The organism is Streptomyces crystallinus, assembly GCF_039521265.1.
Classification (GTDB): domain Bacteria; phylum Actinomycetota; class Actinomycetes; order Streptomycetales; family Streptomycetaceae; genus Streptomyces; species Streptomyces crystallinus.
In genome coordinates this window covers 111,729-137,523 of the sequence record NZ_BAAACA010000066.1, presented here as the reverse complement: position 1 = coordinate 137,523, position 25,795 = coordinate 111,729, and the positions used below count along the sequence as shown (strand labels likewise).

At 72.4% G+C, this 25,795-nt stretch carries 24 protein-coding genes, 1 tRNA gene and 1 pseudogene; 16 read left to right on the top strand and 10 right to left on the bottom strand.

Features of this window, described 5'->3' with window-relative positions; all coding sequences use genetic code 11:
• Positions 1 to 8: 8 nt before the first annotated feature.
• On the bottom strand, positions 9 to 857 hold the full coding sequence (gene fdhD, locus ABD236_RS34125; RefSeq protein ID WP_344081366.1) for a formate dehydrogenase accessory sulfurtransferase FdhD: 849 nt from the start codon (positions 855 to 857) through the stop codon (positions 9 to 11).
• A 32-nt stretch (positions 858 to 889) separates the two neighbouring features.
• Positions 890 to 1,056, bottom strand: a pseudogene (locus ABD236_RS34120) (2Fe-2S iron-sulfur cluster-binding protein); the annotation flags it as partial.
• A gap of 154 nt (positions 1,057 to 1,210) precedes the next feature.
• On the opposite strand from ABD236_RS34120, the gene ABD236_RS34115 reads away from it, so the two are divergent.
• Positions 1,211 to 2,149 carry a beta-ketoacyl-ACP synthase III gene (locus ABD236_RS34115; protein WP_344081867.1) on the top strand — a complete coding sequence of 313 codons (939 nt, stop codon included), beginning with the start codon at positions 1,211 to 1,213 and terminating at the stop codon, positions 2,147 to 2,149.
• A gap of 273 nt (positions 2,150 to 2,422) precedes the next feature.
• A complete protein-coding gene (locus ABD236_RS34110) occupies positions 2,423 to 3,958 on the top strand; it encodes an aldehyde dehydrogenase family protein (protein ID WP_344081363.1) in 1,536 nt (511 codons plus the stop codon).
• 88 nt (positions 3,959 to 4,046) lie between these two features.
• Here the strand turns inward: ABD236_RS34110 and ABD236_RS34105 are convergent, their stop codons facing one another.
• Positions 4,047 to 4,502 carry a peroxiredoxin gene (locus ABD236_RS34105; RefSeq protein WP_344081360.1) on the bottom strand — a complete coding sequence of 152 codons (456 nt, stop codon included), beginning with the start codon at positions 4,500 to 4,502 and terminating at the stop codon, positions 4,047 to 4,049.
• Positions 4,503 to 4,568: 66 nt separating this feature from the next.
• Positions 4,569 to 5,843, bottom strand: coding sequence for a DUF2254 domain-containing protein (locus tag ABD236_RS34100; protein WP_344081864.1), 1,275 nt, complete (start codon positions 5,841 to 5,843; stop codon positions 4,569 to 4,571).
• Between the two features lie 332 nt (positions 5,844 to 6,175).
• On the opposite strand from ABD236_RS34100, the gene ABD236_RS34095 reads away from it, so the two are divergent.
• From ABD236_RS34095 to ABD236_RS34075, 5 genes are all read left to right on the top strand, one after another.
• A tRNA-Leu gene (locus tag ABD236_RS34095) sits at positions 6,176 to 6,263 on the top strand.
• 188 nt (positions 6,264 to 6,451) lie between these two features.
• A complete protein-coding gene (locus ABD236_RS34090) occupies positions 6,452 to 6,835 on the top strand; it encodes a hypothetical protein (RefSeq protein ID WP_344081357.1) in 384 nt (127 codons plus the stop codon).
• 448 nt (positions 6,836 to 7,283) lie between these two features.
• Complete coding sequence (qcrB, locus tag ABD236_RS34085; protein WP_344081354.1) at positions 7,284 to 8,993, top strand: cytochrome bc1 complex cytochrome b subunit; 1,710 nt, start codon at positions 7,284 to 7,286, stop codon at positions 8,991 to 8,993.
• 208 nt (positions 8,994 to 9,201) lie between these two features.
• Complete coding sequence (locus ABD236_RS34080; RefSeq protein WP_344081350.1) at positions 9,202 to 11,259, top strand: phosphocholine-specific phospholipase C; 2,058 nt, start codon at positions 9,202 to 9,204, stop codon at positions 11,257 to 11,259.
• Between the two features lie 206 nt (positions 11,260 to 11,465).
• Complete coding sequence (locus ABD236_RS34075) at positions 11,466 to 12,872, top strand: FAD-dependent oxidoreductase (RefSeq protein ID WP_344081347.1); 1,407 nt, start codon at positions 11,466 to 11,468, stop codon at positions 12,870 to 12,872.
• A 59-nt stretch (positions 12,873 to 12,931) separates the two neighbouring features.
• Here the strand turns inward: ABD236_RS34075 and ABD236_RS34070 are convergent, their stop codons facing one another.
• The gene (locus ABD236_RS34070; protein ID WP_344081344.1) at positions 12,932 to 13,393 is read right to left on the bottom strand and encodes a MarR family winged helix-turn-helix transcriptional regulator; all 462 of its coding nucleotides are present in this window, start codon (positions 13,391 to 13,393) and stop codon (positions 12,932 to 12,934) included.
• A gap of 188 nt (positions 13,394 to 13,581) precedes the next feature.
• On the opposite strand from ABD236_RS34070, the gene ABD236_RS34065 reads away from it, so the two are divergent.
• Genes ABD236_RS34065 through pcaDC form a run of 5 tightly spaced genes read left to right on the top strand, consistent with a single transcriptional unit; the run spans position 13,582 to position 17,632 of the window.
• Positions 13,582 to 14,385 carry a CoA transferase subunit A gene (locus tag ABD236_RS34065; RefSeq protein ID WP_344081341.1) on the top strand — a complete coding sequence of 268 codons (804 nt, stop codon included), beginning with the start codon at positions 13,582 to 13,584 and terminating at the stop codon, positions 14,383 to 14,385.
• Positions 14,382 to 15,176, top strand: coding sequence for a CoA-transferase subunit beta (locus tag ABD236_RS34060; protein WP_425544016.1), 795 nt, complete (start codon positions 14,382 to 14,384; stop codon positions 15,174 to 15,176). Before ABD236_RS34065 ends, ABD236_RS34060 begins: the two co-directional genes overlap by 4 nt.
• A complete protein-coding gene (pcaH, locus tag ABD236_RS34055; protein WP_344081338.1) occupies positions 15,173 to 15,979 on the top strand; it encodes a protocatechuate 3,4-dioxygenase subunit beta in 807 nt (268 codons plus the stop codon). Before ABD236_RS34060 ends, pcaH begins: the two co-directional genes overlap by 4 nt.
• The gene (pcaG, locus tag ABD236_RS34050; protein WP_344081335.1) at positions 15,976 to 16,497 is read left to right on the top strand and encodes a protocatechuate 3,4-dioxygenase subunit alpha; all 522 of its coding nucleotides are present in this window, start codon (positions 15,976 to 15,978) and stop codon (positions 16,495 to 16,497) included. Before pcaH ends, pcaG begins: the two co-directional genes overlap by 4 nt.
• Complete coding sequence (gene pcaDC, locus ABD236_RS34045; RefSeq protein WP_344081332.1) at positions 16,484 to 17,632, top strand: bifunctional 3-oxoadipate enol-lactonase/4-carboxymuconolactone decarboxylase PcaDC; 1,149 nt, start codon at positions 16,484 to 16,486, stop codon at positions 17,630 to 17,632. The genes pcaG and pcaDC overlap by 14 nt, the downstream gene beginning before the upstream one ends.
• A 7-nt stretch (positions 17,633 to 17,639) precedes the next feature.
• Here the strand turns inward: pcaDC and ABD236_RS34040 are convergent, their stop codons facing one another.
• Genes ABD236_RS34040 through ABD236_RS34030 form a run of 3 tightly spaced genes read right to left on the bottom strand, consistent with a single transcriptional unit; the run spans position 17,640 to position 20,417 of the window.
• Positions 17,640 to 18,410 carry a hypothetical protein gene (locus ABD236_RS34040; protein WP_344081329.1) on the bottom strand — a complete coding sequence of 257 codons (771 nt, stop codon included), beginning with the start codon at positions 18,408 to 18,410 and terminating at the stop codon, positions 17,640 to 17,642.
• A complete protein-coding gene (locus tag ABD236_RS34035) occupies positions 18,410 to 19,684 on the bottom strand; it encodes a VWA domain-containing protein (RefSeq protein WP_344081326.1) in 1,275 nt (424 codons plus the stop codon). The genes ABD236_RS34040 and ABD236_RS34035 overlap by 1 nt, the downstream gene beginning before the upstream one ends.
• A gap of 52 nt (positions 19,685 to 19,736) precedes the next feature.
• The gene (locus ABD236_RS34030; protein WP_344081323.1) at positions 19,737 to 20,417 is read right to left on the bottom strand and encodes a helix-turn-helix domain-containing protein; all 681 of its coding nucleotides are present in this window, start codon (positions 20,415 to 20,417) and stop codon (positions 19,737 to 19,739) included.
• 292 nt (positions 20,418 to 20,709) lie between these two features.
• Between ABD236_RS34030 and ABD236_RS34025 the strand changes: the two genes are divergently transcribed.
• The 4 genes from ABD236_RS34025 to ABD236_RS34010 all read left to right on the top strand — a co-directional run bounded on the left by ABD236_RS34025 (position 20,710) and on the right by ABD236_RS34010 (position 24,786).
• The gene (locus tag ABD236_RS34025) at positions 20,710 to 21,426 is read left to right on the top strand and encodes an MmyB family transcriptional regulator (RefSeq protein WP_344081320.1); all 717 of its coding nucleotides are present in this window, start codon (positions 20,710 to 20,712) and stop codon (positions 21,424 to 21,426) included.
• A 191-nt stretch (positions 21,427 to 21,617) separates the two neighbouring features.
• Positions 21,618 to 22,646: an L-threonine 3-dehydrogenase gene (gene tdh / locus ABD236_RS34020; protein WP_344081317.1), complete on the top strand. Its 1,029-nt coding sequence runs from the start codon at positions 21,618 to 21,620 to the stop codon at positions 22,644 to 22,646.
• A 47-nt stretch (positions 22,647 to 22,693) separates the two neighbouring features.
• Positions 22,694 to 23,875: a glycine C-acetyltransferase gene (locus ABD236_RS34015; RefSeq protein ID WP_344081314.1), complete on the top strand. Its 1,182-nt coding sequence runs from the start codon at positions 22,694 to 22,696 to the stop codon at positions 23,873 to 23,875.
• Positions 23,872 to 24,786, top strand: a complete 915-nt coding sequence (locus ABD236_RS34010) for a LysR family transcriptional regulator (RefSeq protein WP_344081310.1) — start codon at positions 23,872 to 23,874, stop codon at positions 24,784 to 24,786. The genes ABD236_RS34015 and ABD236_RS34010 overlap by 4 nt, the downstream gene beginning before the upstream one ends.
• A gap of 81 nt (positions 24,787 to 24,867) precedes the next feature.
• Here the strand turns inward: ABD236_RS34010 and ABD236_RS34005 are convergent, their stop codons facing one another.
• Positions 24,868 to 25,296 carry a hypothetical protein gene (locus ABD236_RS34005; RefSeq protein ID WP_425544015.1) on the bottom strand — a complete coding sequence of 143 codons (429 nt, stop codon included), beginning with the start codon at positions 25,294 to 25,296 and terminating at the stop codon, positions 24,868 to 24,870.
• On the bottom strand, positions 25,293 to 25,760 hold the full coding sequence (locus ABD236_RS34000; protein WP_344081304.1) for an ATP-binding protein: 468 nt from the start codon (positions 25,758 to 25,760) through the stop codon (positions 25,293 to 25,295). The genes ABD236_RS34005 and ABD236_RS34000 overlap by 4 nt, the downstream gene beginning before the upstream one ends.
• Positions 25,761 to 25,795 lie beyond the last annotated feature (35 nt).

Genomic DNA, 25,795 nt, shown 5'->3' with positions numbered 1-25,795 from the left:
CGGGCCCGTCAGCCCCGGGTGGCCGGAGCCTCCAGGAGGACGCGGTGCTCGCCCGCGTACACGTTCATGTTGGCGCCCCGCAGGAAGCCGACCAGCGTCAGCCCTGTCTCGGTGGCCAGGTCCACGGCCAGCGACGAGGGCGCCGAGACGGCCGCCAGCAGCGGGATCCCGGCCATCACGGCCTTCTGGGCCAGCTCGAACGAGGCCCGCCCCGACACCAGCAGCACCGCCCGCGACAGCGGCAGCCGCCCGTCCTGGAGCGCCCGCCCCACCAGCTTGTCCACCGCGTTGTGCCGCCCCACGTCCTCGCGTACGTCGAGCAGCTCGCCCTCCGCCGAGAAGAGCGCGGCCGCGTGCAGGCCCCCGGTCCGGTCGAAGACGCGCTGGGCCGCGCGCAGCCGGTCGGGGAGGCTCGCGAGCAGCTCCGGTGTGACCCGGACCGGGGGAGCGTCGGCGATCTCGAAGCGCGCCTGCGTACGGACCGCGTCCAGGCTGGCCTTGCCGCACAGCCCGCACGAGGAGGTGGTGTAGACGTTGCGCTCCAGCGTGATGTCGGGGACCTCGACGCCCGGCGAGAGCTTCACGTCCACCACGTTGTACGTGTTGACGCCGTCGGCGGTCGCCCCGGCGCAGTACACGATCGACTGGACGTCGTCCGCCGCCCCGATCACGCCCTCGCTGACCAGGAACCCGGCCGCGAGCACGAAGTCGTCGCCGGGGGTGCGCATGGTGATGGCGAGCGGCCGTCCGTTCAGCCGGATCTCCAGTGGCTCCTCGGCCACCAGCGTGTCCGGCCGGGCGGAGACGGCCCCGTCCCGGATACGGATGACGCGGCGGCTCTCGGTGACCCGTCCCATGACGCAATTCCTTCGTTTTTGACCGGTGTTCGTTACTGACCGGCACTTTGTATGTGCTGGAAGCCGAAGCGGCCTGTGATGCAGAGGTTGCCATGGGGCACCGGGTGGTCGTGCGGTGAGGTGACCTTGGCGATCTCATTGTCCTGCACGGGGAGGGTGAGGGTGCGGCCGCGCTGCGGTACCCGCACACCGTGGCGGTCGGCACAGGTGTGGCCAGAACACCCGGGAGCTGACACAAGGCTCCAAAGGCGCGCCGGGAAGCCTGTGGGATCTCTTGCCTCTGTACCGATCGGTAGCCACGAAGACTGGATGGCTCCTGATGTCCTACGAGGGGAACTCCAGGCATGACCGGCATGCGAGGCTCACGCGTCGTCGCGCTCGGGCACTACCAGCCCGCCAAGGTGCTCACCAACGACGAGCTCGCCGCCATGGTCGAGACCAGCGACGAGTGGATCAGCAGCCGGGTCGGCATCCGCACCCGCCATGTCGCCGGGCCCGACGAACCCGTCGACGAGCTGGCCGCGCACGCCGGCGCCAAGGCGCTGGCCGCCGCCGGGCTGACCCCCGCCGACATCGACCTGGTCCTGGTCGCCACCTCCACCGCGATCGACCGCTCGCCGAACACCGCCGCCCGCGTCGCCGCCCGCCTCGGCATGGGCGCGCCCGCCGTCATGGACCTCAACGTCGTCTGCGCCGGCTTCACCCACGCCCTGGCCACCGCCGACCACGCCGTACGGGCGGGCTCGTCGACCCGGGCCCTGGTCATCGGCGCGGACAACATGACCGGCATCACCGACTGGACCGACCGCACCACCTGCGTCCTGGTCGGCGACGGCGCGGGCGCCGCCGTGGTGGAGGCGGCGGAGGAGGAGCTGATCGGCCCGGTGCTGTGGGGCTCGGTCCCGGAGATGGGGCACGCCGTACGGATCGAGGGCACCCCGCCCATCTTCGCCCAGGAGGGCCAGGCCGTCTACCGCTGGGCGACCACCCAGCTGCCGCCGATCGCCCGCCGGGTGTGCGAGCGCGCCGGGGTCGCCCCCGAGGAGCTGGCCGCCGTCGTACTGCACCAGGCCAACCTCCGCATCATCGAGCCGGTGGCCCGCAAGATCGGCGCGGTGAACGCGGTGATCGCCCGCGATGTGGTCGACTCCGGCAACACCTCGGCCGCGAGCATTCCGATGGCCCTGTCCAAGCTGGTGGAGCGCGGCGAGATCGGCACCGGCGATCCGGTCCTGCTCTTCGGCTTCGGCGGCAACCTCTCGTACGCGGGGCAGGTCATCCGCTGCCCCTGAGGTCATAGGCGGTAGCCCATCACCCATCACCTACGACGATCGCGTCGCCGCGAGAGCGACCAGGTCCAAGTCGTCGTCGGCCACCGCTTGCCCGCCCTGGGGCGCACAGCGCCTCCAGGGCGGCGATCCCGGCCTCAAGTGATGTCACTCATAATTGACCGTGGGTGCGTATCGCGGCCGGTCCCGCAGTCACTAACGTCGCCGTACGGCCGCCCGGTGCGAGGGCGGCCAGCGCCACCTCCTGCCCCGCCCGACCTGAGCGGAGACCCACAGATGGCACCCACCCTCACCCTCAAGCCCGGCACCGCCTGGGCCGACGCCTGGCAGCGCTGCCGGGCGACCGCCCCCGAGGCCTTCCGGGACGACCGCGTCCTGAACCTCTGGGGCGGCCAGTGGCAGCCCGACGGACGCGCCCTGCCGGCCACCAGCCCCGTCGACGGCAGCCCCATCGCCGGCCCGCCGCGACTCGACGCGCCCACCGCGCGCCAGGCGGTCCGCGCCTCCCTCGACCAGCACCGCGCCTGGCGGCACACCCCGCTGCCCGAGCGCCGCGCCCGCGTCGGAGCCACCCTCGACGCGCTCACCGAACACCGCGAACTCCTCGCCCTGCTCCTCGTCTGGGAGATAGGCAAGCCCTGGCGCCTGGCCCAGGCCGACGTCGACCGGGCAATCGACGGGGTCCGGTGGTACGTGGAGAACATCGACGCGATGCTGGAGGGCCGCACACCCCTCGACGGCCCCGTCTCCAACATCGCGAGCTGGAACTATCCGATGAGCGTGCTCGTTCACGCCATGCTGGTACAGGCACTGGCGGGCAACGCGGTCATCGCCAAGACCCCGACCGACGGCGGCCTCTCCTGCCTCACCCTGGCCAGTGCGCTGGCCGCGCGCGAGGGCATCCCCGTCACCCTCGTCAGCGGCAGCGGCGGCGAGCTCTCCGAGGCCCTGGTGCGCTCGCCGGAGATCGGCTGTGTGTCGTTCGTGGGCGGGCGCGACACCGGCGCGCGCATCGCCACGGCCGTCACCGACATCGGCAAGCGGCACATCCTCGAACAGGAAGGACTCAACACCTGGGGAATCTGGAACTACACGGACTGGGACGCGCTGTCCGCCGTCATCCCCAAGCTGTACGACTACGGCAAGCAGCGGTGCACCGCGTATCCGAGGTTCGTCGTGCAGCGCGCGCTCTTCGACCGGTTCCTCGCCGCGTACCTCCCGGCGGTCCACACCGTCCGCACGGGCCACCCCCTCGCGGTCGAGCGCCCCGAAGACGCCCTGCCCGAGCTGGACTTCGGACCGCTCATCAACGCGGCGAAGGCCAAGGAGCTCGGCGACCAGGTCGCCGAGGCGATCGACCGGGGCGCCGTCCCGCTGCACCGGGGCAGCCTCGCCGACGGCCGGTTCCTGCCGGGCCAGGACACCAGCGCCTATCTGCCGCCGGTGACCCTGCTCAACCCGCCGTCGTCCTCACCGCTGTTCCACGCGGAGCCGTTCGGCCCGGTCGACACCATCGTCCTGGTCGACACGGAGGCGGAGCTCCTGGCCGCCATGAACGCCTCGAACGGGGCGCTGGTCGCCACCCTGTCGACCGACGACCCCGAGACGTACGGACGTCTGGCGCCGCAGATCCGGGCGTTCAAGGTGGGCCGGGGCAAGCCGCGTTCGCGCGGCGACCGCGAGGAGCTGTTCGGCGGCTTCGGCGCGTCCTGGCGCGGGGCATTCGTCGGCGGCGAGCTGCTGGTCCGGGCGGTCACCGAGGGCCCGCCGGGGGAGCGGCTGCCGGGGAACTTCCCGGAGTCGTACGCGTAGGGGCGCCGGGGCCCCTCACGTACGGAGGGGGGCCGGGGCGGAACGCCGCATGCCGCCCCGGCCCCACCACCCACCCCGCGTCCCGTCCCTACGCGCCGCGCTCGCGCAGGGCGGCGAGGGCCCGGTCGGCGTGCACGCTCATCCGGATCTCGCTCTTGACGACTTCGAGCACCCGCAGATCGGTGTCGATGACGAAGGTGACGCGCTTGGTCGGCGCCATGCTGAACCCGCGCTTGACGCCGAACAGCTCCCGTACGGTGCCGTCCGGGTCCGAGAGGAGGGGATAGCCGAAGGAGTGCTTCTGCGCGAAGTCCGCCTGCCGCTCCACCGCGTCCGCGCTGATGCCCACCGGCTGGGTCCCCAGCGCCCGGAACTCCCCGGCTTTGTCACGGAAGTGGCAGGCCTCGGCGGTGCAGCCCGGGGTGAAGGCCGCCGGGTAGAAGAAGAGCACCACGGGCCCCTCGGCCACCAGCCCGGAGAGGGTGCGCGGGGTGCCGGTCTCGTCGGGAAGGGTGAAGTCGCCGACCACGTCGCCAATTCTCATGCGCGCAGTCAACCACTCGCGGGGCGGGAGGTACGGGGCGGGAGGCGCGGGGCAGGCGCGTCGGGGTCAGCCGATCCCCTGCCGGTCGGCCTCCAGGGCGAAGGCCCGCTCGGCCGTTTCCGGGACCTCCCGTTCCACGGCGTGGACGAGCAGGGCGCGATGGCGAAGGAGGGGTGGGCGGCGTCGCTCGGGGGCGAGCCGCAGCAGCTCGTCGAGGGCCGCCACGATCCGCCGGGTGACCTGCGGGCTGCCGACGGCGTACACCCGGATCTCGGCGAAGCCGAGGTCGACGAGGTTCTCCCAGGAGGGGACGGGCTGCACCAGCCGTACCTCGCCCTTGCGGTCACGGTGTCCCACCGCGCCGAGCGGCCGGTGGGCGAGCTCGGCGAGCAACTGCACGATCCGGTCGAGGCACTGCACGGCGGTGGTCGGATCGTTCACGGCGGGGGAGAGGGCCCGCAGCGCGATGTCGCACAGCTGCCGCAGCCCGAACCCGAGGTCCTGGTGGAACGTGCGCTCCACCCCCACCGACACGGTGTACCCCAGCGCCCCGCGCGACGGCTCGCGTCCGCCGTGCACCGCGAGCACGGGCGTGCCCGGCACGACGAAGTCCCCGATCCGGGGGATCAGCCGCAGGACGACGCCCTGGCGCCGGGCGGCGCGCACCAGCCGGGCGATGTTCACGTCCCGCAGCACACCGGCCCGCCCGCTGTGCCCCACCTGCCCGCTCTCCACCGGCAGCGGCTCCTGCCCCCTCTCTCCCCGGGGCATCTTGTGCACCACCCGGAAGGCCTCGACGGTGATGCGGTCGACGACGTGGCCGACGCGCATCAGCCGCAGGGTGGCGTTCACGTACGCGATGAAGAGCAGCAGGCTGAGGGCGACCATGGCGATCGTGACCAGGCTCTGCGCGATGGGCACGCTGTCCACGAGCTGGGGATCGGTCTCACCGCTGTACGAGGTGAGGACGAGCAGCGACAGCGCGAAGGTGGCCAGGAAGACGGCGAAGGTCAGCTTGGTGATCCGCGACCGTACGAAGATCCGCACCACGCGGGGGGTGAACTGGCCGCTCGCCATCTGGACGGCGACCAGCGAGATGCTGAAGACGACACCGATGAAGGTCATCATCGCGGAGCTGACGGTGGTGATCACGGTCTTCAGGTCGTCGACGACCCCGATGAGATCGCCGACCGTCTCGTACTCCCGCTCTCCCTGGAGATCCTCGACGATGGCCGTGTCCAGCCAGTACGCGAGCTGCCACAGCACACCCACCAGCACCAGCGCCGCGCTGGGCGCGAACCAGAAGGTGTCCCGCAGATGCTCCCGGAGCGGCGACAGCATGCGCGGCCGCCGATAACGCTGCTCGCCGTAACCCACCCCCCGAGGCTAGGGCCGCCCCGCCCCCCGGCCCCCCGATCCACGCCCGGCGAGCCGCCGCCCCTACCCACATGGTGGCGCCGCCCTGCCCCAGCCGTGCTGCGAAATCACGTCGAGTATCCACCTGGCCACCCTCCGCCCCCGAACCGGCGATCCACGGCCGAATCCCCCAAACGCACCCCATGCCAAGGCCCGCCGCTGGCCTGACCACGCAATATGCGGGTGAACGCCACCTCAAACCCCTGGTAGAGTTATCTCTGTCGCCGCGGGGGAACAGCCCGCGAGACAGACACCTTGTCCGGGTGGCGGAATGGCAGACGCGCTAGCTTGAGGTGCTAGTGCCCTTTATCGGGCGTGGGGGTTCAAGTCCCCCCTCGGACACCAGCGAGAACCCCAGTTGATCTGGGGTTTTTTGCGTTTCTGGGGGCCGTGGCGGCGGGCCGAGTCCAGCGGAACCCACGCGGGTGAGTCCCGCTCTAGCCGTATGCGATACACACGTTTCACGAACGATCGGCGCCCCCACGTCCGCGCCGTCCTCCCCGCACCCTCGCCCGGCCGCCAAGGAGCCCCCCATGTCCGTCGTCAGCGTGTTTCTCACCCGTCTCGACGTGAAGGACGCCGTGCTCGCCCTGTTGGCCGCGCCCGCCGGGTCGTGGCAGGGCAGGCCCGGGCCCGCCGTCCCGGGCGAGTTCCAGGGGGTGCCCGTCAAGGCCAGCCTGGAGCGCGTGCACCGGTACGTCGACGAGCAGATCGCGGACGCGCGGGCGTACGGGGTGCACGAGCAGTCCGTGCGGGACGAGCTGGTCGGGATCCTCGCCGGAGGTGAGGGGAGCCCGGCGGTCGAGGTGGCCGACCCGGACGCGGACCGGGAGGTGGCCCACCAGATCATCGCCGCCCTCGCCGAGCGCTACCCCCTCTCGGCGGATGCGCTGGCCGCCCTCCCCGTGGCGGAGTGAGTATCAGACCGATGTGCTTGTTTTGCAGTAGATGGACGTCCGGGTATTAGGCGATATTTGTCGTTTGGGTGGCTGAATTACGAGGGACTTCAGTAGTGAAGTAGACCCTCCGGTTGGTATTGTCACGTTCGCGTCGCGAGCCGCCGTCGTTATGTCACCCACCCCCACCCCGATTCCGAACACCTCGCAGGGGAGCGACACTTGAACGCCACCGTCATGCCCATAGCCGCAGCCGAGTCCGCCGCTGTGCCCGCCTCCGCGCCCGCGGCGGAGCCCACCTGGGAGTTCGTCGCCCGCGAGCGCCGCCCCGGCCGCTGAGAGCGCCCGGCGCCGCCCGCCGAGTGGTCCGGCTCACGCAAGTCGCGTCCGGGTGGGGGCTGTTGGCCCGGGTGTTCGGATGTCTACCCTGTTACAGGCCTTGAGGGATGGAACGCCTGAGGGGGAACGCATGAGCACCGATATCAGGAGCGGCACGCAGGACACAGAGCGGCCGGCGGAGCCGGCGAAGGGCGAGAAGTTCGCCGACTGGGCGGACGGGCGCCTCGGCATCTACTCCCTCGCCCGGACCCAGATGCGCAAGATCTTCCCGGACCACTGGTCCTTCATGTTCGGGGAGATCTGCCTCTACAGCTTTCTCGTCCTCATACTCACCGGCATCTATCTGACCCTCTTCTTCGAGCCCAGCGGTGTCGAGGTCGTCTACCACGGCTCGTACACCCCGCTCAGCGGCGTCCGGATGACCAGGGCCTACGAGTCCACCATCGACCTCAGCTTCGACGTGCGCGGCGGGCTGCTGATCCGTCAGGTCCACCACTGGTCCGCGCTGGTCTTCTGCGCCGGGCTGCTGGTGCACATGATGCGGGTGTTCTTCACCGGCGCCTACCGCAAGCCGCGCGAGCTGAACTGGCTCTTCGGCTGGACCATCCTCTTCACGGCCCTGATCACCGGACTCACCGGCTACTCGCTCCCGGACGACCTGCTCTCCGGCACCGGCATCCGGTTCGCCGACGGCGCGATCCTGTCGATCCCGGTGATCGGCACGTACATCTCGTTCTTCCTCTTCGGCGGGGAGTTCCCCGGCCACGACATCATCCCCCGGCTCTACTCGGCGCACGTACTGCTGCTGCCGGGGCTCATCCTCGGGCTGGTCGTCACCCATCTGATCCTGGTCTTCTACCACAAGCACACCCAGTTCGCCGGGCCCGGCCGGAGCGAGAAGAACGTCGTCGGCGCACCCCTGATGCCCGTCTACACCGCCAAGGCCGGCGGGTTCTTCTTCCTGGTCTTCGGGCTGCTGACGATCATGGGCGCGGTGGCGACCATCAACCCCGTCTGGGCCATGGGGCCCTACCGGCCCGACCTCGTCTCCACCGGCGCCCAGCCCGACTGGTACCTGGGCTTCTCGGAGGGCCTGATCCGGGTGATGCCGGGGTGGGAGATCAACGCCTGGGGCCATACGCTCGCCCTCGGCGTCCTCATCCCCTTCACCCTCTTCCCGCTGCTGCTCGCCGCGATCGGCGCCTATCCCTTCATCGAGGCGTGGGTCACCGGCGACAAACGCGAGCACCACATCGCCGACCGGCCGCGCAACCACCCCGTCCGCACCGGCCTCGGCACCGCCTGGCTGGCCATGTACTTCGTGTGCCTGATCGGCGGCGGCAACGACCTGTGGGCCACGCACTTCCACCTCTCGATCAACTCGATCACCTGGTTCGTACGGATCGCCTTCTTCGCCGGGCCGGTGCTCACCTTCATCGTCACCAAGCGCATCTGCCACGGACTCCAGCTGCGTGACCGGGACAAGGCGCTGCACGGCCGCGAGAGCGGCATCATCAAGCGGCTGCCGCACGGCGAGTACGTCGAGGTGCACGAGCCGCTCGACCAGGGCCAGCTCTACAAGCTCACCCAGCACGAGCAGCCCGCGCCCTTCGAACTCGGCCCCGAGGTCGACGCGAACGGCGTACGCCGCAAGGTCACCCGCTCCCAGCGGCTGCGCGCCAAGCTCGCCAAGGCCCTGTACGGGCCGGGCTCGCACGTACCCAAGGCCACCGTCGAGGAGTACCGGCAGATCCAGAACGCGCACGGCCATGACGACGGTCATGACGGCGGCCAGGGGCACGACCACGAGGAGCACTCCGAGGCGCGTCAGCCGCGTTAGGGCGCGCCTCGCCCACCCGTACAGAACAGCGGATCGCGGCCCATACCCGAACAGGACAGGACAGGACCCCGCCCTCACGGCGGGGTCCTGTTCGTCTCGCGTACCGCCGTCCGACACGGATCCGCCACCGGGTCTTCCGTATGCGGCGCTGTTCTTGGAACACTCCAGTCGCTTCTGTCCCCACACGTTTGCAGAGGTCATCTCCCTCATGGCTGAACTCAATCGGCGCCGGTTCATGCAGCTCGCCGGCGGCACCGCGGCCCTCACCATGCTGTCCGACAGCATCGCCCGCGCCGCCGCCATCCCGGCGCAGGGCAGCACCGGCAGCATCCAGGACGTCGAGCACATCGTCGTCCTGATGCAGGAGAACCGGTCCTTCGACCACTACTTCGGCTCGCTGAACGGTGTCCGCGGCTTCGGTGACCCCCGCCCCGTCACCCTCCCCAGCGGCAAGTCGGTGTGGCACCAGCAGAGCGGCGGCAAGGAAGTGCTGCCGTTCCGGCCCAAGGCGGACAACCTCGGACTCCAGTTCATCCAGGACCTCAACCACGACTGGGCCGGCGGCCACAAGGCGTTCAACAACGGCAAGTACGACCAGTGGGTGCCCGCCAAGACGTCCACCACGATGGCCTACCTCACCCGTGAGGACATCCCGTTCCACTACGCGCTCGCCGACGCCTTCACCATCTGCGACGCGTACCACTGCTCCTTCATCGGCTCCACCGACCCGAACCGCTACTACATGTGGACCGGGTACACCGGCAACGACGGCACCGGCGGCGGGCCCGTCCTCGGCAACGACGAGAAGGGGTACGGCTGGACGACCTACCCCGAGCGGCTGGAGAAGGCCGGGGTCTCCTGGAAGATCTACCAGGACGTCGGCGACGGCCTGGACGCGGCCGGCGGCTGGGGCTGGATCAACGACGCCTACCGCGGCAACTACGGCGACAACTCGCTGCTGTACTTCAACAGCTACCGCAACGCCAAGCCCGGCGACGCGCTGTACGAGAAGGCGCGCACCGGCACCAACGCCAAGGCAGGACAGGGTTTCTTCGACATCCTCAAGGCCGACGTACAGGCCGGGAAGCTGCCGCAGATCTCCTGGATCGCCGCGCCCGAGGCGTTCACCGAGCACCCCAACTGGCCCGCGAACTACGGCGCCTGGTACATCTCGCAGGTCCTCGACGCGCTCACCTCCAACCCCGATGTGTGGGCGAAGACCGCGCTGTTCATCACGTACGACGAGAACGACGGCTTCTTCGACCACATCGTGCCGCCGTTCCCGCCGTCCTCGGCCAACCAGGGCCTGTCGACGGTCTCCACCTCGGCCGACTACTACGCCGGCAGCGTCGGCTACGCGGCCGGTGCCTATGGGCTCGGCCAGCGTGTCCCGATGCTCGTCGTGTCGCCCTGGTCCACCGGCGGCTACAGCTGCTCCGAGACCTTCGACCACACCTCGATCATCCGCTTCATGGAGCGCCGCTTCGGTGTCCAGGAGCCCAACATCTCGCCCTGGCGGCGGGCCATCTGCGGCGACCTGACCTCCGCGTTCGACTTCGGCAAGTCGGACACCGCGCCCGCCTCGCTGCCCTCCACGGCCGCCTATGTGCCGCCGGACCACAACCGGCACCCGGACTTCGTGCCGGTGCCGCCGACCACCGGCAGCGTGCCCAAGCAGGAGCGGGGCTCGCGCAACACCCGGCCGCTGCGGTACGCGCCGTACGTGGACGGCTCGGCGAACGTGTCCACCGGGAAGTTCACGCTGACCTTCAGCGGGGGCGCCTCGGCCGGGGCGCAGTTCCTGGTGACCTCCCCCAACCGCACCGACGGGCCGTGGACGTACACCACCGAGGCCGGCAAGGCGCTCTCCGACACGTGGAACACGGCGTACTCGAAGGGCACCACCGACCTCACGGTCTTCGGGCCCAACGGGTTCCTGCGCACCTTCCGCAACCCGGGCAGGACCGCGGGCCCCGAGGTGACCGCCCGGCACAACGCGGCCACCGGCAACCTCGACCTGACCCTGACCAACGCGGGCACCTCCAGCGTGCGCCTCACGGTCACCAACGGGTACGGCGGCGCGTCCCAGGCGCTCACCGTCCAGCCCGGCGCCACCGTCAAGTACACGGTCGACCTGACGGCCAGCAGGCGCTGGTACGACGTGTCGGTGGTGTCCAGCGCGGACTCGACGTTCCTGCGGCGGTTCGCCGGCCATGTGGAGACCGGCGCGGCGGGCGTCAGCGACCCGGCGATCCTGACCGCCTGACCGGGCGGACGCGTACGGCCGGGCCGTCCCTTCGGGGGCGGCCCGGTTCGTTCGTACGGGACCGCGTGCGCGCGTACGCGTCCGTCGGCGCGCCAGGAGTCCGCGTACGACCGGATCGGGCCAAATCGTATGGCTCGGGCACGTTCCGGGCCGTGCGGCACGTCATACTGGTCGGCCGGGGAGCGCGCCGAGCGAGGGGACCTACGTTGGTGGACACCGTGAACGGGACGGGCGCGAGCCGCGGCGGGCGGCACGCCGTCGTCATCGGGGGCAGTCTCGCGGGGCTGCTGGCCGCCCATGTGCTCGCCGACCACGCCGACCGGGTGACCATCGTCGAGCGCGACCGGCTGCCGCAGGGGCCGGAGCCGCGCGGCGGGGTCCCGCAGAGCCGCCACACCCATGTGCTGATCCCGGGCGGCCAGCGCGCCTACGACGAACTGCTGCCCGGCTTCTGCGACGAGCTGATGGCGCACGGCGCGCCCCGCGTCGCCGCGCCCACCGATCTGGCGCATTGGCAGGCGGGGCGCTGGTTCCGCCGCACCGAGGAGACCGCCTACTTCATCAGCCCCACCCGGCCGCTGCTTGAGTGGCTGGTGCGCCGCCGGGTGCTGGCCAACCCGCGGATCGAGGTGGTCCAGGGCACCGAGACCGTGGGCCTGGTCGGCGACGCCTCGCGGGTGCGCGGGGTGCTACTGCGCGAGCGCGGCGCCGCGGCCGTCGCGGTGGGCCGGGAGCCGCAGCCGCTCGCCGCCGACCTGGTGGTCGACGCCTCGGGCCGGAGCAGCAAGGCCGCCGACTGGCTGACCGCCCTCGGCGCCGAACCGCCCGTCGAGGAGACGCTGGAGACCGGTCTCGCCTACGCCACCCGTGTCTACCGGACCGGCGAGGACGGCGACGCGCAGGCCCACTTCATCGTGCCCAACCCCGGCCAGACGTACGGCGCGGTGGTGCTGCCGGTCGAGAGCGAGCGGTGGATGGTCACGATGTGGGGGCTGCGGGGCGCCGAACCGCCGCTGGACGACCGGGGGTTCACCGAGTTCTCCGACCGGCTGCCGCATCCGATCACCCGGCAGTTCCTGGACGCGGCCAAGGCCGACGCGCCCGCGCTCGCCTACCGCACCACCGCCAACATCCGCCGCCGCTACGACCGCCCGGGCCGCCGCCCCGCCGGGTTCCTGGCCACGGGCGACGCCCAGTGCGTCTTCAACCCGATCTACGGCCAGGGGATGACGGTCGCCGCGTTCAGCGCCCTCGCGCTGCGCGACGCGCTCGGCGAGAACCGGCGTACGCCGACGACCGGGCGTGTCCAGAAGGCGATGTACGCGGCCTCGCGCCAGGCGTGGGACATCTCGGCCGGGTCGGACAAGAACATGCCGACCGCCTCGGGCAGCGCGGCGCGTAGCACGCTCGCCGACCGGGTCTCCGGCTGGTACCTCGGGCGCGTCGAGGCCCGCGCCCCCGGCGATCCGGCGGTCGGCCGGGTCTTCCGCGACGTGCTGTACCTGTCCGCCCCGGTGTCCGCGCTGTTCGCGCCGCGCATCGCCAAGGCGGTGCTGTTCGGTCCCGTACGGCCGACCCCGCAGGAGCCGCCGATGCGGCCGGAGTCGGTCTAGGAGCCCGTCCGGGCGGACGGGGCGCGGGCGGGGTCGAGGACAGCCTCCGCGCCCCGGGGTCAGCCGGCCTCGGCCGGCTCGGTCGCCCCGCCCAGTCCCTCGGCCGCGTCCGCGACCCGGCGCAGCAGATCGAGGAAGAGGGTCTGCTCGGCGGGGTCCAGCGGGGCCAGGAAGACCTCGTTCATCCGGGCCGTGCGCAGGGTCAGTTCGTGGTGCACCGCGCGGCCCTCGTCGGTGACGGCGAGCCGGGAGCGGCGGCCGTCGCGCGGGTCGCGCGTCTTGCGCAGCAGACCGCGCCGGGTGAGCCGGCTGATGACCTCCGCGATGGTGGAGCGGTCCAGGCCCACCCGCTCGCCGACCGTCCGCTGGTCCAGGCCCGGGGAGGCGACCAGCGTGTTGAGGACGGCGAACTGGGGAGAGGTGATCTGCTCGGAGACCATCGTGTTCCAGAGCAGATAGTGGACCTGCTGGAGCCGCCGGGCCAGATGTCCGGGGTGGCTGCTCAAATCGACTGCGGACACGGCGTGTTCCTCTCGTGCTGCCGCTCATGGCGAGCGCTTTCGGTCAACCGCGTACGGTCAAGTGTTCAGCGCCCGAAGGGTGTTGACCCGTCCGAGTCGTCCCGTTAGCTTCGGAAGCGGTAGGTACTCAGTGCACTGACTAAACACTGACCCTACCGCTACGGGGAAGCGAAGGGCAGGGGGAGTCAATGGCCGAAATCCGAGGGCTGCGCGAGGCGGTGGCCGATCTGATCCACGACGGGGACACGGTCGCCATGGAGGGGTTCACGCACCTCATCCCGTTCGCGGCGGCCCATGAGGTCATCCGCCAGGGCATCACCGATCTCACACTGGTGCGGATGACCCCGGACGTGATCTACGACCAGCTCATCGGCGCGGGGCTGGCCAGGAAGCTGGTGTTCTCCTGGGGCGGCAACCCCGGCGTCGGCTCGCTGCACCGGTTCCGCGACGCGGTCGAGAACGGGTGGCCACGGCCGCTGGAGCTGGACGAGCACAGCCACGCGGGGATGGCCAACCGCTATGCGGCGGGCGCGTCCCGGCTGCCGTTCGCGCTGCTGAACGGCTATCGGGGCAGCCATCTGGGACGGCGTACGACAACGCTGTCAACGGTCGACTGCCCCTTCACCGGGCAGGAGCTGGCGGCGGTGGCCGCGGTCAACCCGGACGTCACGGTCATCCACGCCCAGCAGGCCGACACCGAGGGCAACGTCCAGCTCTGGGGGCTCGCCGGGGTGCAGAAGGAGGCGGTCCTCGCGGCCGAGCGGGTGCTCGTCACCGTCGAGGAGCTCGTCGAGGAGCTGGAGCCGCGGCCGGGCGGCGTGGTGCTGCCGGGCTGGGTGGTCGACGCGGTCGCCTGGGTGCCGGGCGGCGCCCATCCCTCGTACGCCGCGGGGTACTCGGAGCGGGACAACGACTACTACCGGGAGTGGGACCGCGTCTCGCGGGACCGCGAGGTGTTCCAGCGGTGGCTCAAGGAGTGTGTGACCGGATGAGCGAACGGCCGGGCCGGGGCGGCGTCGGCGGCGACGTGCTGATGGAGGTCGGCGCGGCGCGGGCCCTGGCGGGCGCGCGGACGTGCTTCGTGGGCATCGGACTGCCGTCCACGGCCGCCAACCTCGCCCGCCGGGTGCACAACCCCGGCCTGGTCCTCGTCTACGAGTCCGGCGCCATCGGCGCCAAGCCGTCCCGGCTGCCGCTCTCCATCGGCGACGGCGAACTCGCCGACACCGCCGACACGCTCGTCCCGGTGGCCGAGATGTTCAACTACTGGCTCCAGGGCGGCCGGATCGACGTCGGCTTCCTCGGCGCCGCCCAGCTCGACCGGTACGCCAACATCAACACGACCGAGGTGGACCGGGGTTCCGGCCGCCCGCCGGGGCGGCTGCCCGGCGCGGGCGGCGCGCCCGAGATCGCCGCGCACTGCGGCGAGGTGCTGATCTTGCTGCGCCACACACCGCGTGCCCTCGTCGAGCGCCTCGGCTTCGTCACCACCCTGGGCCACGGCTGCGGCCCCGGCGACCGCGCCCGGTACGGGCTGCGCGGGCGCGGCCCGGTCGCGGTCATCACCGACCTCGGCATCCTGCGGCCCGACCCGGAGAGCGCCGAACTGGTCCTGACCGAGGTGCACCCGGGCGTCACCGTCGAACAGGTCCGGCAGGCCACGGGGTGGCGGCTGCGGACGGCGGACCGGGTGGGGGTGACCCCGCCGCCCAGCGAACGGGAGCTGAAGGAGCTGCACGCCCTCAAAACGGCCGAAAACAGGCCCGGAAAGAGGCAGGGATGACATCGCGTCAGCACTACGGGGCACCGCCGGACGCCCTCGCGCCCCAGGAGGCACCGTCCGACGGGCTCGATCAGCCGGTCGTCGGCATCGGGGCGCCCGACGTCCGGGCCGCCGTGCGGGGTGCCGGCCATCCGCCGCGCGAGATCCCCCCGTACGTGGGAGCCCGGCTGCGCCACCCGCGGCGCCCGCCGGTGCCGGTGCGCGACCCCGACGCCGTCGAGCTGCGCGGCCCCGTCTTCGGCGCCACCGACGTCGGCCCGCTCGACCACGACCTGACCGCGCACCACCGGGGCGAGCCGCTGGGCGAGCGCATCACGGTCAGCGGCCGGGTCCTGGACCGGCGGGGGCGGCCGGTGGCGGGCCAGCTCACGGAGATCTGGCAGGCCAACGCGGCCGGGCGGTACGCCCACCAGCTCGACCGGCACCACGCGCCCCTCGACCCGCACTTCACCGGCTACGGCCGCTGCCTCACCGACGCCGAGGGGCGCTACGCCTTCACCACCATCAGGCCGGGCGCCTACCCCTGGGACAACCACACGAACGCCTGGCGGCCCGGGCACATCCACTTCTCGCTCTTCGGGACCGCCTTCACCCAGCGGCTGATCACCCAGATGTACTTCCCGGGCGACCCGCTGCTCGCGTACGACCCGATCCTGCACGCCGTGTCCGACGAGGCCGCCCGAGGCCGTCTGGTCGCGGCGTACGCGCCGGAACTCTCGGTGCCCGACCGGTCGTTGGGCTACCACTGGGACATCGTGCTCGACGGGCCCTCGGCCACCGCGTTCGAGGAGGCGGCGCGATGAGGCCTGCCACGCCGTCGCAGACCATCGGCCCCTTCTACGGCCACGCCCTGCCCTTCGCGGGCGGCTCGGCGATGGCCCCGCCGGGCCACCCGGACACCCTCACGCTGCACGGCCAGGTCCACGACGGCGAGGGCGAGCCGGTGCCGGACGCGCTCCTGGAGTTCTGGCAGCCCGGCCCGGACGGCTCCCGGACCGGGAAGCCCGGGTCGCTGGGCCGCAACGGCGTCGACTTCACCGGCTTCGGCCGCGTCCCCACCGACGCCCTGGGCCACTGGACGCTGCACACCCTGGCGCCGGGCGGGGTGCCCTACCTCTGCGTCGCGCTCTTCGCCCGGGGCCTGCTGGACCACCTGTTCACCCGGGTCTATCTGATCGACGCGCCCGACCCGCTGCTGGACTCCCTGGAGCCGGAGCTGCGCCGCACGCTCCTGGCGGTGCCCGACCCCGCCGCGCGCGCCCACCGCTTCGACATCCACCTCCAGGGCGAGAAGGAGACGGTGTTCCTTGAGTTCCGCTGACCCCGGGGACGCCGAGCCGCTCCACCACCGCTGCCAGGGCCCGGCGGGCGGCCCGGTGCTGCTCCTCGGGCCCGCCCTGGGCACCTCCACCGCCGTGTGGGACGGCGTCGCCCCGGGGCTCGCCGCCACCCATCGCGTGGTGCGCTGGAACCTGCCCGGCCACGGCGGCTCGCCCACCGGGCCGATCGGCCCCGGCGCCGACGTCGGCGACTTCGCCCGGCTGGTGCTGCGGCTCGCGGACGCGCTGGGCGTGCGCGGCTTCTCGTACGCGGGGGTCTCGCTCGGCGGCGCCGTCGGGATGTGGCTGGCCGCGCACCACCCGGACCGGGTGGACCGGCTCGCCGTGGTCTGCGCCTCGGCGGACTTCGGCGGCCGCGAACCCTGGCAGGAGCGCGCCGCCGTCGTACGAAGGCAGGGGATGGAGCCGGTCGCGGCGGGGGCCGCCGGGCGGTGGTTCACCCCCGGCTTCGAGGCGCCGGGCCCGCTCGCGGACCTGCGCGCCACCGACCCGCGCGGCTACGCGGCGGCCTGCGACGCCCTGGCCGCCTTCGATCTGCGCACCGAGCTGAAGAAGATCGCGGCGCCGACGCTGGTGGTCGCCGGGCGGTCCGACCCGGTCACCCCGCCCGCCCAGGCGCGCCATCTGGCGGACGCCGTTCCGGGCGCCTCCCTCGTCGAGATCGCGGGCGCCTCCCATCTGGCCCCCGTGGAGCGGCCCGAGGCCGTACTGGGGGCGCTGCGGGGCCACTTCGCGCCGCCCGCGCCCGGCGGCGCCGCGATCCGCCGCGAGGTGCTCGGGGACGCCCACGTCGACCGGGCCGAGGCGGGCACCGACGCCTTCACCGCCCGCTTCCAGGACCTGGTCACCCGGTACGCCTGGGGCGAGATCTGGGGCGACACGACACTGAGCCGGCGCGAGCGCAGCCTGATCACGCTGACCGCGCTGGTGGCCCGCGGCCACTGGGACGAACTCGCCCTGCACGTGCGGGCGGCGCGGCGCGGCGGGCTCACCCCGGACGAGATCGGCGCGGCCCTGCTCCAGAGCGCCGTCTACTGCGGGGTGCCCGCCGCCAACTCCGCCTTCGCCGTGGCCCGGCGCGTACTGGCCGAGCCGACGGCGCAGACGGAGCAGTGAGGGGCCGTCAGCTCCCGGGCACGCGCGCCGGGCGGCCCCGGCCGCGGGTCAGCGCGTAGCCGCCGACGCCGGCGAGCGCCGCGAGGACACCGCCGACGGCCGTCCAGATCCAGCGGTCGGTCCACCAGCCGGACGACCAGCCGTCCTCCGGCTCGGTCTTCGGGCCGCCCGCGCCCAGCGGCGTGGACAGGGCGCCGTCCACCGCGTGGGCGCCGCCCGCCTTCACCGTGTGCGGCTTCATCTCCGCCTTGACCGGCAGACCCCGCTCGGAGGCGGGCAGCCCGACGGCGGTCAGCCGTACGTAGTAGCTGCCCGGCAGCATGTCGTTCGACCAGGCGTCGGCCCAGGCGTGCACCGGACGCAGCGTGCAGGAGAGCGTCACGGCGGTGGCGTCGGGCGCGGCCGAGCGGGACTGCGCCCCGTACATGCACGGCTGGCGGCGGCGCAGCCCGTCGTACACGTCGATCCGCCAGGTCGTCGCCGCCTGGCGGCCGGACGACGGCAGCGTCACCGTGGCGTCCACGGTGGGGCGCTGGCCCGCGTCGGCGGGGAAGACCCAGTACAGGTAGTCACCCGTCGAGGCCGCCGCGGTGGCCAGCTGGCCCTGCTTGACGGGCGTGGCGGTACGGAACGTGGTGCCCGCCTCGGTCGGCGCGCCGGACGACTTGCTCGGCGCGGGCGACGGCGTGTCGGCCAGCGCCGGGGCCACCGGGGCCACCGGGGCCAGCAGCGCCGCGCCGGTCAGCAGCGCCGCGGCCAGCATCCTTGGGGTACGCATCAGTTGGTCCTCCAGACAGCCACGCGCCAGCGCGAGATCCAGCCCCACAGCAGACCGGCGAGGAAGCCGGTGAGCACCAGGGCGCCCAGCAGCCACCAGCCGCGGCCCAGACCGAAGGCGGCGACGTCGGACGGCTGGTCGGGGCCGTCGACGAGGTCCACGGTCAGCTCGACGGGCATGCCCGGCGTGGTCTTCACCGACGCGGGCGCCGAGAAGGAGTTGCTGACCTGGAGGCAGACGGTCTCCAGGGTGTCCTTGTCGTCGTCGTCCTCCGCCTTCGGCTTGGGGTAGCGCAGCCCCGTGGAGATCAGGTCGGTGCGGCCGTCGCCCGCCTCGGAGCCGCGGACGATCTCCCGGCCGTGCCGGGTGACGGCCCGCAGCAGGACGCCGTAGTCGTTGTTGACCGCGCGGTCGGCGCCGATGCTGACGGCGGCGCGCAGCTCCTGGCCGGGCTTGACGTCGACCTTGTACCAGCGGTGCTCGCCGAAGGTCTCGCGGTCGGTGTACAGGCCGGGCTTGAGCTGGGGCGCGCTCTCGCAGCTCGCGGCGCCGCTGGTGGCGACCGGGACCACGACCGGGTCGGCGGCGCGGTCCACGGACTGCTTGACGCGGTCCTTGAGCTCGTCCTTGTGCTTCACCGAGGTGTAGGTGCCGCCGGTGGCCTGCGCGATACAGGTCAGCTGGTCCCGGGTCTTGGCGTCCGGGTTGAGGCCGAGGGTGTCGATGACCAGGTGGATGCCCTGGGCGGCGATGTCACGCGCCACCTCGCACGGGTCGAGCGGCGCGCAGGTGTCCTCGCCGTCCGTGATGAGCACGATCCGGCGGGTCGCGTCACCGCCCTTGAGGTCCTCGGCCGCGCCCTGGAGGGCGGGGCCGATCGGGGTCCAGCCGGTCGGGGCGAGGGTGGCCACGGCCGTCTTCGCCTCGGTGCGGTCCAGCGGGCCGACCGGGTACAGCTGGCGGGTGTCCTTGCAGCCGACCTTGCGGTCGTTGCCCGGGTAGTTGGCGCCGAGCGTGCGTATGCCGAGCTGGACCTCCGGCGGGACCGAGTCCAGTACGTCGTTGAACGCCTGCTTGGCGACGGCGATCCGGGACTGGCCGTCGATGTCGCGGGCCCGCATCGAGCCGCTGACGTCGAGCACCAACTCGACCTTGGGGGCGGCCTTCTGCGCGGATGGCCCGTCGGCCGCGACCGCGTCGGCCGGGAGGATACCGGTGGCGAGGGTGGCGAGCAGCGCGCCCACCCCGGCCGCCAGCCGTTTTCTGGTGATCATCGCCGGATCCTATGGAAGATCGGATCCCCGCCCAAATCGCCGAGGGCTTTCGTCAGGGATCCACCCGCTTGACGCTCTCCAGCAGCATGTCCAGCCACTCGGTGACCTTGTCCCGGTGCTTGTCCGTGGGCAGTTGCGCGGCCCGCCAGGCGATGCCGCGCACCCCGTGGTCCTGGAGGAGGCGCTCCAGCGGGTCCTGCTCCCCGGCCGGGGCGAGCGCGTCGAGCTCGCGCTCGCGGTCGTGCTCACGGGCGGCGAAGGCGTGCAGCAGCTCCTGCTCGGTGCGGAGCAGGGCGTCGCCCAGGGCCTCGCTGTCCTCGGCGGTGAGATAGCCCGCGTGCACCTTGAAGAAGCGCTGGATGGCGTCGCAGTGCTCCATGGTCGGGCGCCGGTCGCCGTTGATGAGCGCGCCCGCCTGCTGCCGGGACATCCCGGCGCCGTCCGCGATCTCCTGCTGGGTGTAGGGGCGGCCGTTGGGTTTCAGCCGGGAGCGGCGCAGCGCCGCGAACCGCTGGAGGAAGCGCGCCTGGACGTCCGGTTCACCGGCCGCACGGCCGTCGAGCAGCGCCTGGACGACGTCGGCCGGGACCCCCGAGGCGTCGGAGAGCTGGTGTACGTCGAAGACCTCTGCCTGGCTCATTCCGAGCTTGCGGGCCAGTTCGGCGACGCGGGCGGCGATGTCGCCCAGGGGGCCCGCGGCCGCCGGTCCCGGATCCGAGAAGCCGTCCGTCACCAGTCATTCTCCTAGATCACACGAGTTGCTCCGCACAGCTCGAACACAGAGTGAATATGTCCGGAGGCTACTTGCTCCCGTCGAAGAGAACCAGAACTTGCCACAGCTGTGGCGTATTTGAGGCGTTCTCGGGCCGGAATGCCACGATGGTTGACATCCTCTTGTCGGCGGGAGCAGGATCGCAGCACGGTGCGAAGATCGACCTCTGTGCCATGAGGACGTGGCCGGGGGACGGCAGGCGCACCGCGTGCCTGCAAGAGGAGTCGCGTTCTCGATGGTGAAAGAACCGTTGGTGAACAGGTCAACCGGCCCTGTACCGGAGAACGTACGGGGCACCGCCGCCACCGCCACCGACCAGTGGGACGCCGAGGCGCGCGCCTACGTCGACGACCACATGGCGATGATGGACGCCACGGACTTACCGTCGTTCCTCGTCGACCGCGGCTGGAACGTCGTGCACGCCAATACCGCGTACGACCGGCTCTTCGGGGCCGTCGGCCCGCACCCCACCGCGATGCCGCGCGACAACTTCCTGCGCTTCGTCCTCTTCCACCCGCACGCGGGCGCGGTGCTCGCCCAGCACGAGACGAGTTGGTGCCTGCCCATGCTGGCGCGGCTCTCCGCCGCCCTGGAGCGCGACCCGCACGACCCCGAACTGCGGGCCGTGCGCCGCGAGGTCGCCGACGACCCGCTGATGAGCGCCGCCTACCAGCAGGGCCTGCCGCACTGGATGCGGGCGGTCGGCCGGGCCGCCGTCGAGCACGACGGGGCGGTACGGGCCGTGCGCCACCCGGACCCCGGCTGGGACGCCGTGGAGTGCCGGGTCCTGGAGGAGTCCTCCGGCGCGCTGGGCGAGCTGGGGCTGCGCCGGGTCACCCTGGTCCCGCGCCGTGAGCCCGCCGCGCCCCGCGCCCGGGAGAGCGTGAGCGCGCCCGGGAACGTCGTGGTCACCCGGCGCCGGGGCCATCTGAGCGTCGTCCGCGCGGACCCCGCCCCCGCCGGAGACTGAGCCGTCGCCCTGGTCCGAGGGGCGGGCGTGAGGCATGTGAGGGGGGAGTGCGCCAGGGGCGCGTGAAGCTCGGCTGTTGGCCCGCTTAAGAAATCCTCGATGGACGCGGCGGCTCCTGCTCGGCAGATTGGTGATCAGCCATGGAACCATGGCTTTCGCCCCCCTTTGTACGCTCCCGGGAGCCGCCCGCCATGAAGGCCCTTGTCAAGCAGCACGCCGAACCCGGACTGTGGCTCATGGACGTCCCGGAGCCGGAGACCGGCCCCGGCGATGTGCTCATCAAGGTGCTGCGCACCGGCATCTGCGGCACCGACCTGCACATCCGCTCCTGGGACGGCTGGGCGCAGGGCGCGGTCAAGACCCCCCTGGTCCTCGGCCACGAGTTCGTCGGCGAGGTCGCGGCGGTCGGCGCGGACGTCCGGGACATCGCGGTCGGCGACCTGGTCAGCGGCGAGGGCCATCTGGTCTGCGGCAAGTGCCGCAACTGCCTGGCGGGCCGCCGCCACCTGTGCCGCTCCACCGTCGGCCTGGGCGTGGGCCGCGACGGGGCCTTCGCGGAGTACGTGGCGCTGCCCGCCTCCAACGTGTGGGTGCACCGCACCCCCGTCGACCTCGACGTCGCCGCGATCTTCGACCCGTTCGGCAACGCCGTGCACACCGCGCTCTCCTTCCCACTGGTCGGCGAGGACGTCCTGATCACCGGCGCCGGCCCGATCGGCATCATGGCGGCGGCCGTGGCCCGGCACGCGGGCGCCCGCAACGTCGTGATCACCGACGTCAGCCCCGAGCGCCTGGAGCTGGCCCGCAAGGCGGGCGCGACCCTGGCGGTGAACGTGGCGACGTCGTCCATCGCGGACGCGCAGCGGCAGCTGGGTCTGCGCGAGGGCTTCGACGTCGGCCTGGAGATGTCCGGCCGCGGCGAGGCGATGCGCGACATGATCGACAACATGACGCACGGCGGCAGGATCGCGATGCTCGGGCTGCCCGCGCAGGAGTTCGCCGTCGACTGGTCGAAGATCGTCACCTCGATGATCACCGTCAAGGGCATCTACGGCCGTGAGATGTTCGAGACGTGGTACGCGATGACGGTGCTGCTCGAAGGCGGCCTCGACCTCTCTCCGGTGATCACCGGCAGCTACGCGTACCGGGACTTCGACGCGGCCTTCGACGAGGCCGCCACCGCCCGCAGCGGCAAGATCATCCTTGACTGGACCGCCTGAGTCCCCGGCGGTCCCAGGAAGTCACTCGGCATCTAGGAGCCTGAAGCATGTACGCGTCCGTCCGCGACGACCTCCGCAGCACCCTCGACGAGATCCGCGAGGCCGGTCTCTTCAAGCCCGAGCGGGTCATCTCCACCCCGCAGAACGCCTCGGTCGCCGTCCCCACCGGTGAGGTGCTGAACTTCTGCGCCAACAACTACCTGGGCCTGGCCGACCACCCCGAGGTGATCGCCGCCGCCAAGGAGGCGCTCGACCGCTGGGGCTACGGCATGGCCTCGGTCCGCTTCATCTGCGGCACCCAGGACGTCCACAAGGAGCTGGAGGCGCGGCTCTCGGCCTTCCTCGGCCAGGAGGACACGATCCTCTACTCGTCCTGCTTCGACGCCAACGGCGGTGTCTTCGAGACCCTGCTCGGCGCCGAGGACGCGGTGATCTCCGACGCCCTCAACCACGCCTCGATCATCGACGGCATCCGGCTGTCCAAGGCCGCCCGCTACCGCTACGCCAACCGGGACATGGCCGAGCTGGAGGCGAAGCTCAAGGAGGCCTCCGGCGCGCGCCGCCGCCTCATCGTCACCGACGGCGTCTTCTCCATGGACGGCTATGTCGCCCCGCTCCAGGAGATCTGCGACCTGGCCGACCGCTACGACGCGATGGTCATGGTCGACGACTCGCACGCGGTGGGCTTCGTCGGCCCCGGCGGCCGGGGCACGCCCGAGCTGCACGGCGTGATGGACCGCGTCGACATCATCACCGGCACCCTCGGCAAGGCGCTCGGCGGCGCCTCCGGCGGCTATGTCGCGGCCCGCGCCGAGATCGTCGCCCTGCTGCGCCAGCGCTCGCGCCCGTACCTCTTCTCGAACTCGCTGGCCCCGGTGATCGCCGCGGCCTCGCTCAAGGTCCTCGACCTGCTGGAGTCGGCGGGCGACCTGCGCGACAAGCTGGCCGCCAACACCGCGCTCTTCCGGACGAAGATGACCGAGGCGGGCTTCGAGATCCTGCCCGGTGACCACGCCATCGCGCCCGTCATGATCGGCGACGCCGCCGAGGCCGGCCGGATGGCCGAGCTGCTCCTGGAGCGCGGTGTCTATGTGATCGGCTTCTCCTACCCGGTGGTCCCGATGGGCGCGGCCCGTATCCGCGTCCAGCTCTCGGCGGCCCACTCCACGGCGGACGTGGAGCGGGCGGTGGCGGCGTTCGTCGACGCCAGGGCGACAATGGCTGGGTGATCGACCCGCGCCGGCTCCGCATCCTGCGCGCCGCGGCGGACCACCGTACGGTGACCGCCGCGGCCGCAGCGCTCTATCTGACCCCGTCCGCCGTCTCCCAGCAGCTCGCCGCCCTGGAGCAGGAGACCGGCCACACCCTGCTGACCCGCAGTGGCAAAGGCGTACGGCTCACCCGGGCCGGCGAGATCCTCCTGGAGCACGCCAACGCGGTCCTGGCCCAGCTGGAGCGGGCCGAGGCGGAGCTCGCGGCGTACGCGGGCGGCGCGGCCGGCGAGGTGACCGTGGCGGCGTTCGCCACCGGCATCGCCGAGGTGCTGGCCCCGGCCGTGGCCCTGCTGCGCGGCACCCACCCCACGATCCGGGTGCGGGTGCGCGACGCCGAGGGCGACGCGTCGCTGCCCATGGTCCTGCACGGCGAGGCGGACCTGGCGCTGGCGGTCGAGTACCGGGGCGCTCCCCGGGAGGACGACCGGCGCCTGGCCCGCGTCGCGCTCTACGCGGAGCCCTTCGACGCGGTGCTCCCGGCCGGGCACCCGCTGGCGCTGGCCCCGGAGGTGCGTCTGTCGGCCCTTTCCGAGGACGACTGGATCGGTCCGTACCCCGGCAACCCCTGCCACGACGTGGTCTTCCTCGCCTGTGAGCTGGCGGGCTTCGAGCCGCGGCTGATCCACTCCTCGGACGACTTCCGCGCGGTGGTGGCGCTGGCGGGCGCGGGGGCGGGCGTGGCCCTGGTGCCCCGCTCGGCGCTGCGCGGCATGGAGCAGAAGAACACGGTGGTGCGCCCGGTGGCGGGCCCCGCGGCGACCCGGCGCGTCTTCGCGGCGGTACGCAGCGGCGCCGAGCACCACCCGCTGATCAGCCCGGTCCTGGACGCCCTGGCACGGGCGGCGGGAGGGCTGACGACGGGCTGAGGCCGTGGGCGCGGAGATCGGGTCCGCAGGGGCGGGGAGCGACGTCCCACCCCGGGTCGGCGAGAAGGGCGAGCGAGCGGGCTAGGTCCATGCCGGTGCCGTTCCAGTCAGCTGGCATACCACCAGGTAGAGCGGGATGGGGGGCGTATAAGGGCTGCTGCCCTCGGGACAGTGGATCATCCTTCGGCCCGGGTTCTCCGGGACGTGTGCGCCGGGTGCGTAGTGCGCCGGGTACGGCCAGCTGAGCTCGTGGTCCGAGCCCGCCGGGACGATCCACCACCAGCGGTCCGGGTCGGCGAAGACGCACCCCGAGCGGGGCAGCCGCGCCAGGACCCGGAAGCCGTAGGAGGCGGGCACCGCGACCGCGTCGCTGCCCACAGACGCCGGGAGCGCCGGCGGCAGCACCAGTCTGCCGCCGCCGGTCGCTCCGGCGCCCCCTTGCGAGCCGGGCCCCCGAGGCCCCCCAGCCTCTTCCCGGCCGCCTCTGGACAGAAGTGTGCGTGAGCTCATCGGCATGCGGGGTCCGCCCCGAGCCGGGCCCAGACGATCCGGCCGGTGCCGTGCGGCACGTCGTGGGCGCCCCAGGCCACGCTGAGCGCGTCGACGAGCAGCAGCCCCCGGCCGCCCTCCTCGCTGTCGGCCGCGTCGCACAGGGTGGGACCGTCGCTCCCGTACCCCTGGTCGCGGACGGCGAGCGTCAAGTGGTGCGCGGCGAAGGAGAGTTCGCAGGAAACCCGGGTGCCCGCGGTGTGGACGACGGCGTTGGTGACGAGCTCGGATATCACCAGGGCGGCGGCGTCGCCCAGCTCCTCGGTGAGCCCCCACCGGAGCGCGACCTCGGCCGTGTGGCGGCGGGCCGCGGAGGCGGATTCGGGCCGGGCCGCCAGGTCGAACGCGTACCGGCGGACGTCGGCGACGGAGACCGTCGGGGCCGCGCCTATGAGCTGCGGGACGAGCGCATTACCAGGGGCCACGACCGGGTCCTCACAGTGGGGTAGCGGCGTCGCTC

Excerpts from the sequence above, each read along its gene's own strand:
- ABD236_RS34115 (WP_344081867.1), top strand. The coding sequence starts at position 1,211 with ATGCGAGGCTCACGCGTCGTCGCGCTCGGGCACTACCAGCCCGCCAAG.
- ABD236_RS34035 (WP_344081326.1), bottom strand. The coding sequence starts at position 19,684 with ATGATCACCAGAAAACGGCTGGCGGCCGGGGTGGGCGCGCTGCTCGCC.
- pcaG (WP_344081335.1), top strand. The coding sequence starts at position 15,976 with ATGAGGCCTGCCACGCCGTCGCAGACCATCGGCCCCTTCTACGGCCAC.
- ABD236_RS34040 (WP_344081329.1), bottom strand. The coding sequence starts at position 18,410 with ATGCGTACCCCAAGGATGCTGGCCGCGGCGCTGCTGACCGGCGCGGCG.
- tdh (WP_344081317.1), top strand. The coding sequence starts at position 21,618 with ATGAAGGCCCTTGTCAAGCAGCACGCCGAACCCGGACTGTGGCTCATG.
- ABD236_RS34090 (WP_344081357.1), top strand. The coding sequence starts at position 6,452 with ATGTCCGTCGTCAGCGTGTTTCTCACCCGTCTCGACGTGAAGGACGCC.
- fdhD (WP_344081366.1), bottom strand. The coding sequence starts at position 857 with ATGGGACGGGTCACCGAGAGCCGCCGCGTCATCCGTATCCGGGACGGG.
- ABD236_RS34060 (WP_425544016.1), top strand. The coding sequence starts at position 14,382 with ATGAGCGAACGGCCGGGCCGGGGCGGCGTCGGCGGCGACGTGCTGATG.
- ABD236_RS34005 (WP_425544015.1), bottom strand. The coding sequence starts at position 25,296 with ATGAGCTCACGCACACTTCTGTCCAGAGGCGGCCGGGAAGAGGCTGGG.
- ABD236_RS34100 (WP_344081864.1), bottom strand. The coding sequence starts at position 5,843 with ATGCTGTCGCCGCTCCGGGAGCATCTGCGGGACACCTTCTGGTTCGCG.
- pcaH (WP_344081338.1), top strand. The coding sequence starts at position 15,173 with ATGACATCGCGTCAGCACTACGGGGCACCGCCGGACGCCCTCGCGCCC.
- ABD236_RS34110 (WP_344081363.1), top strand. The coding sequence starts at position 2,423 with ATGGCACCCACCCTCACCCTCAAGCCCGGCACCGCCTGGGCCGACGCC.
- ABD236_RS34105 (WP_344081360.1), bottom strand. The coding sequence starts at position 4,502 with ATGAGAATTGGCGACGTGGTCGGCGACTTCACCCTTCCCGACGAGACC.
- ABD236_RS34080 (WP_344081350.1), top strand. The coding sequence starts at position 9,202 with ATGGCTGAACTCAATCGGCGCCGGTTCATGCAGCTCGCCGGCGGCACC.
- ABD236_RS34015 (WP_344081314.1), top strand. The coding sequence starts at position 22,694 with ATGTACGCGTCCGTCCGCGACGACCTCCGCAGCACCCTCGACGAGATC.
- qcrB (WP_344081354.1), top strand. The coding sequence starts at position 7,284 with ATGAGCACCGATATCAGGAGCGGCACGCAGGACACAGAGCGGCCGGCG.
- ABD236_RS34065 (WP_344081341.1), top strand. The coding sequence starts at position 13,582 with ATGGCCGAAATCCGAGGGCTGCGCGAGGCGGTGGCCGATCTGATCCAC.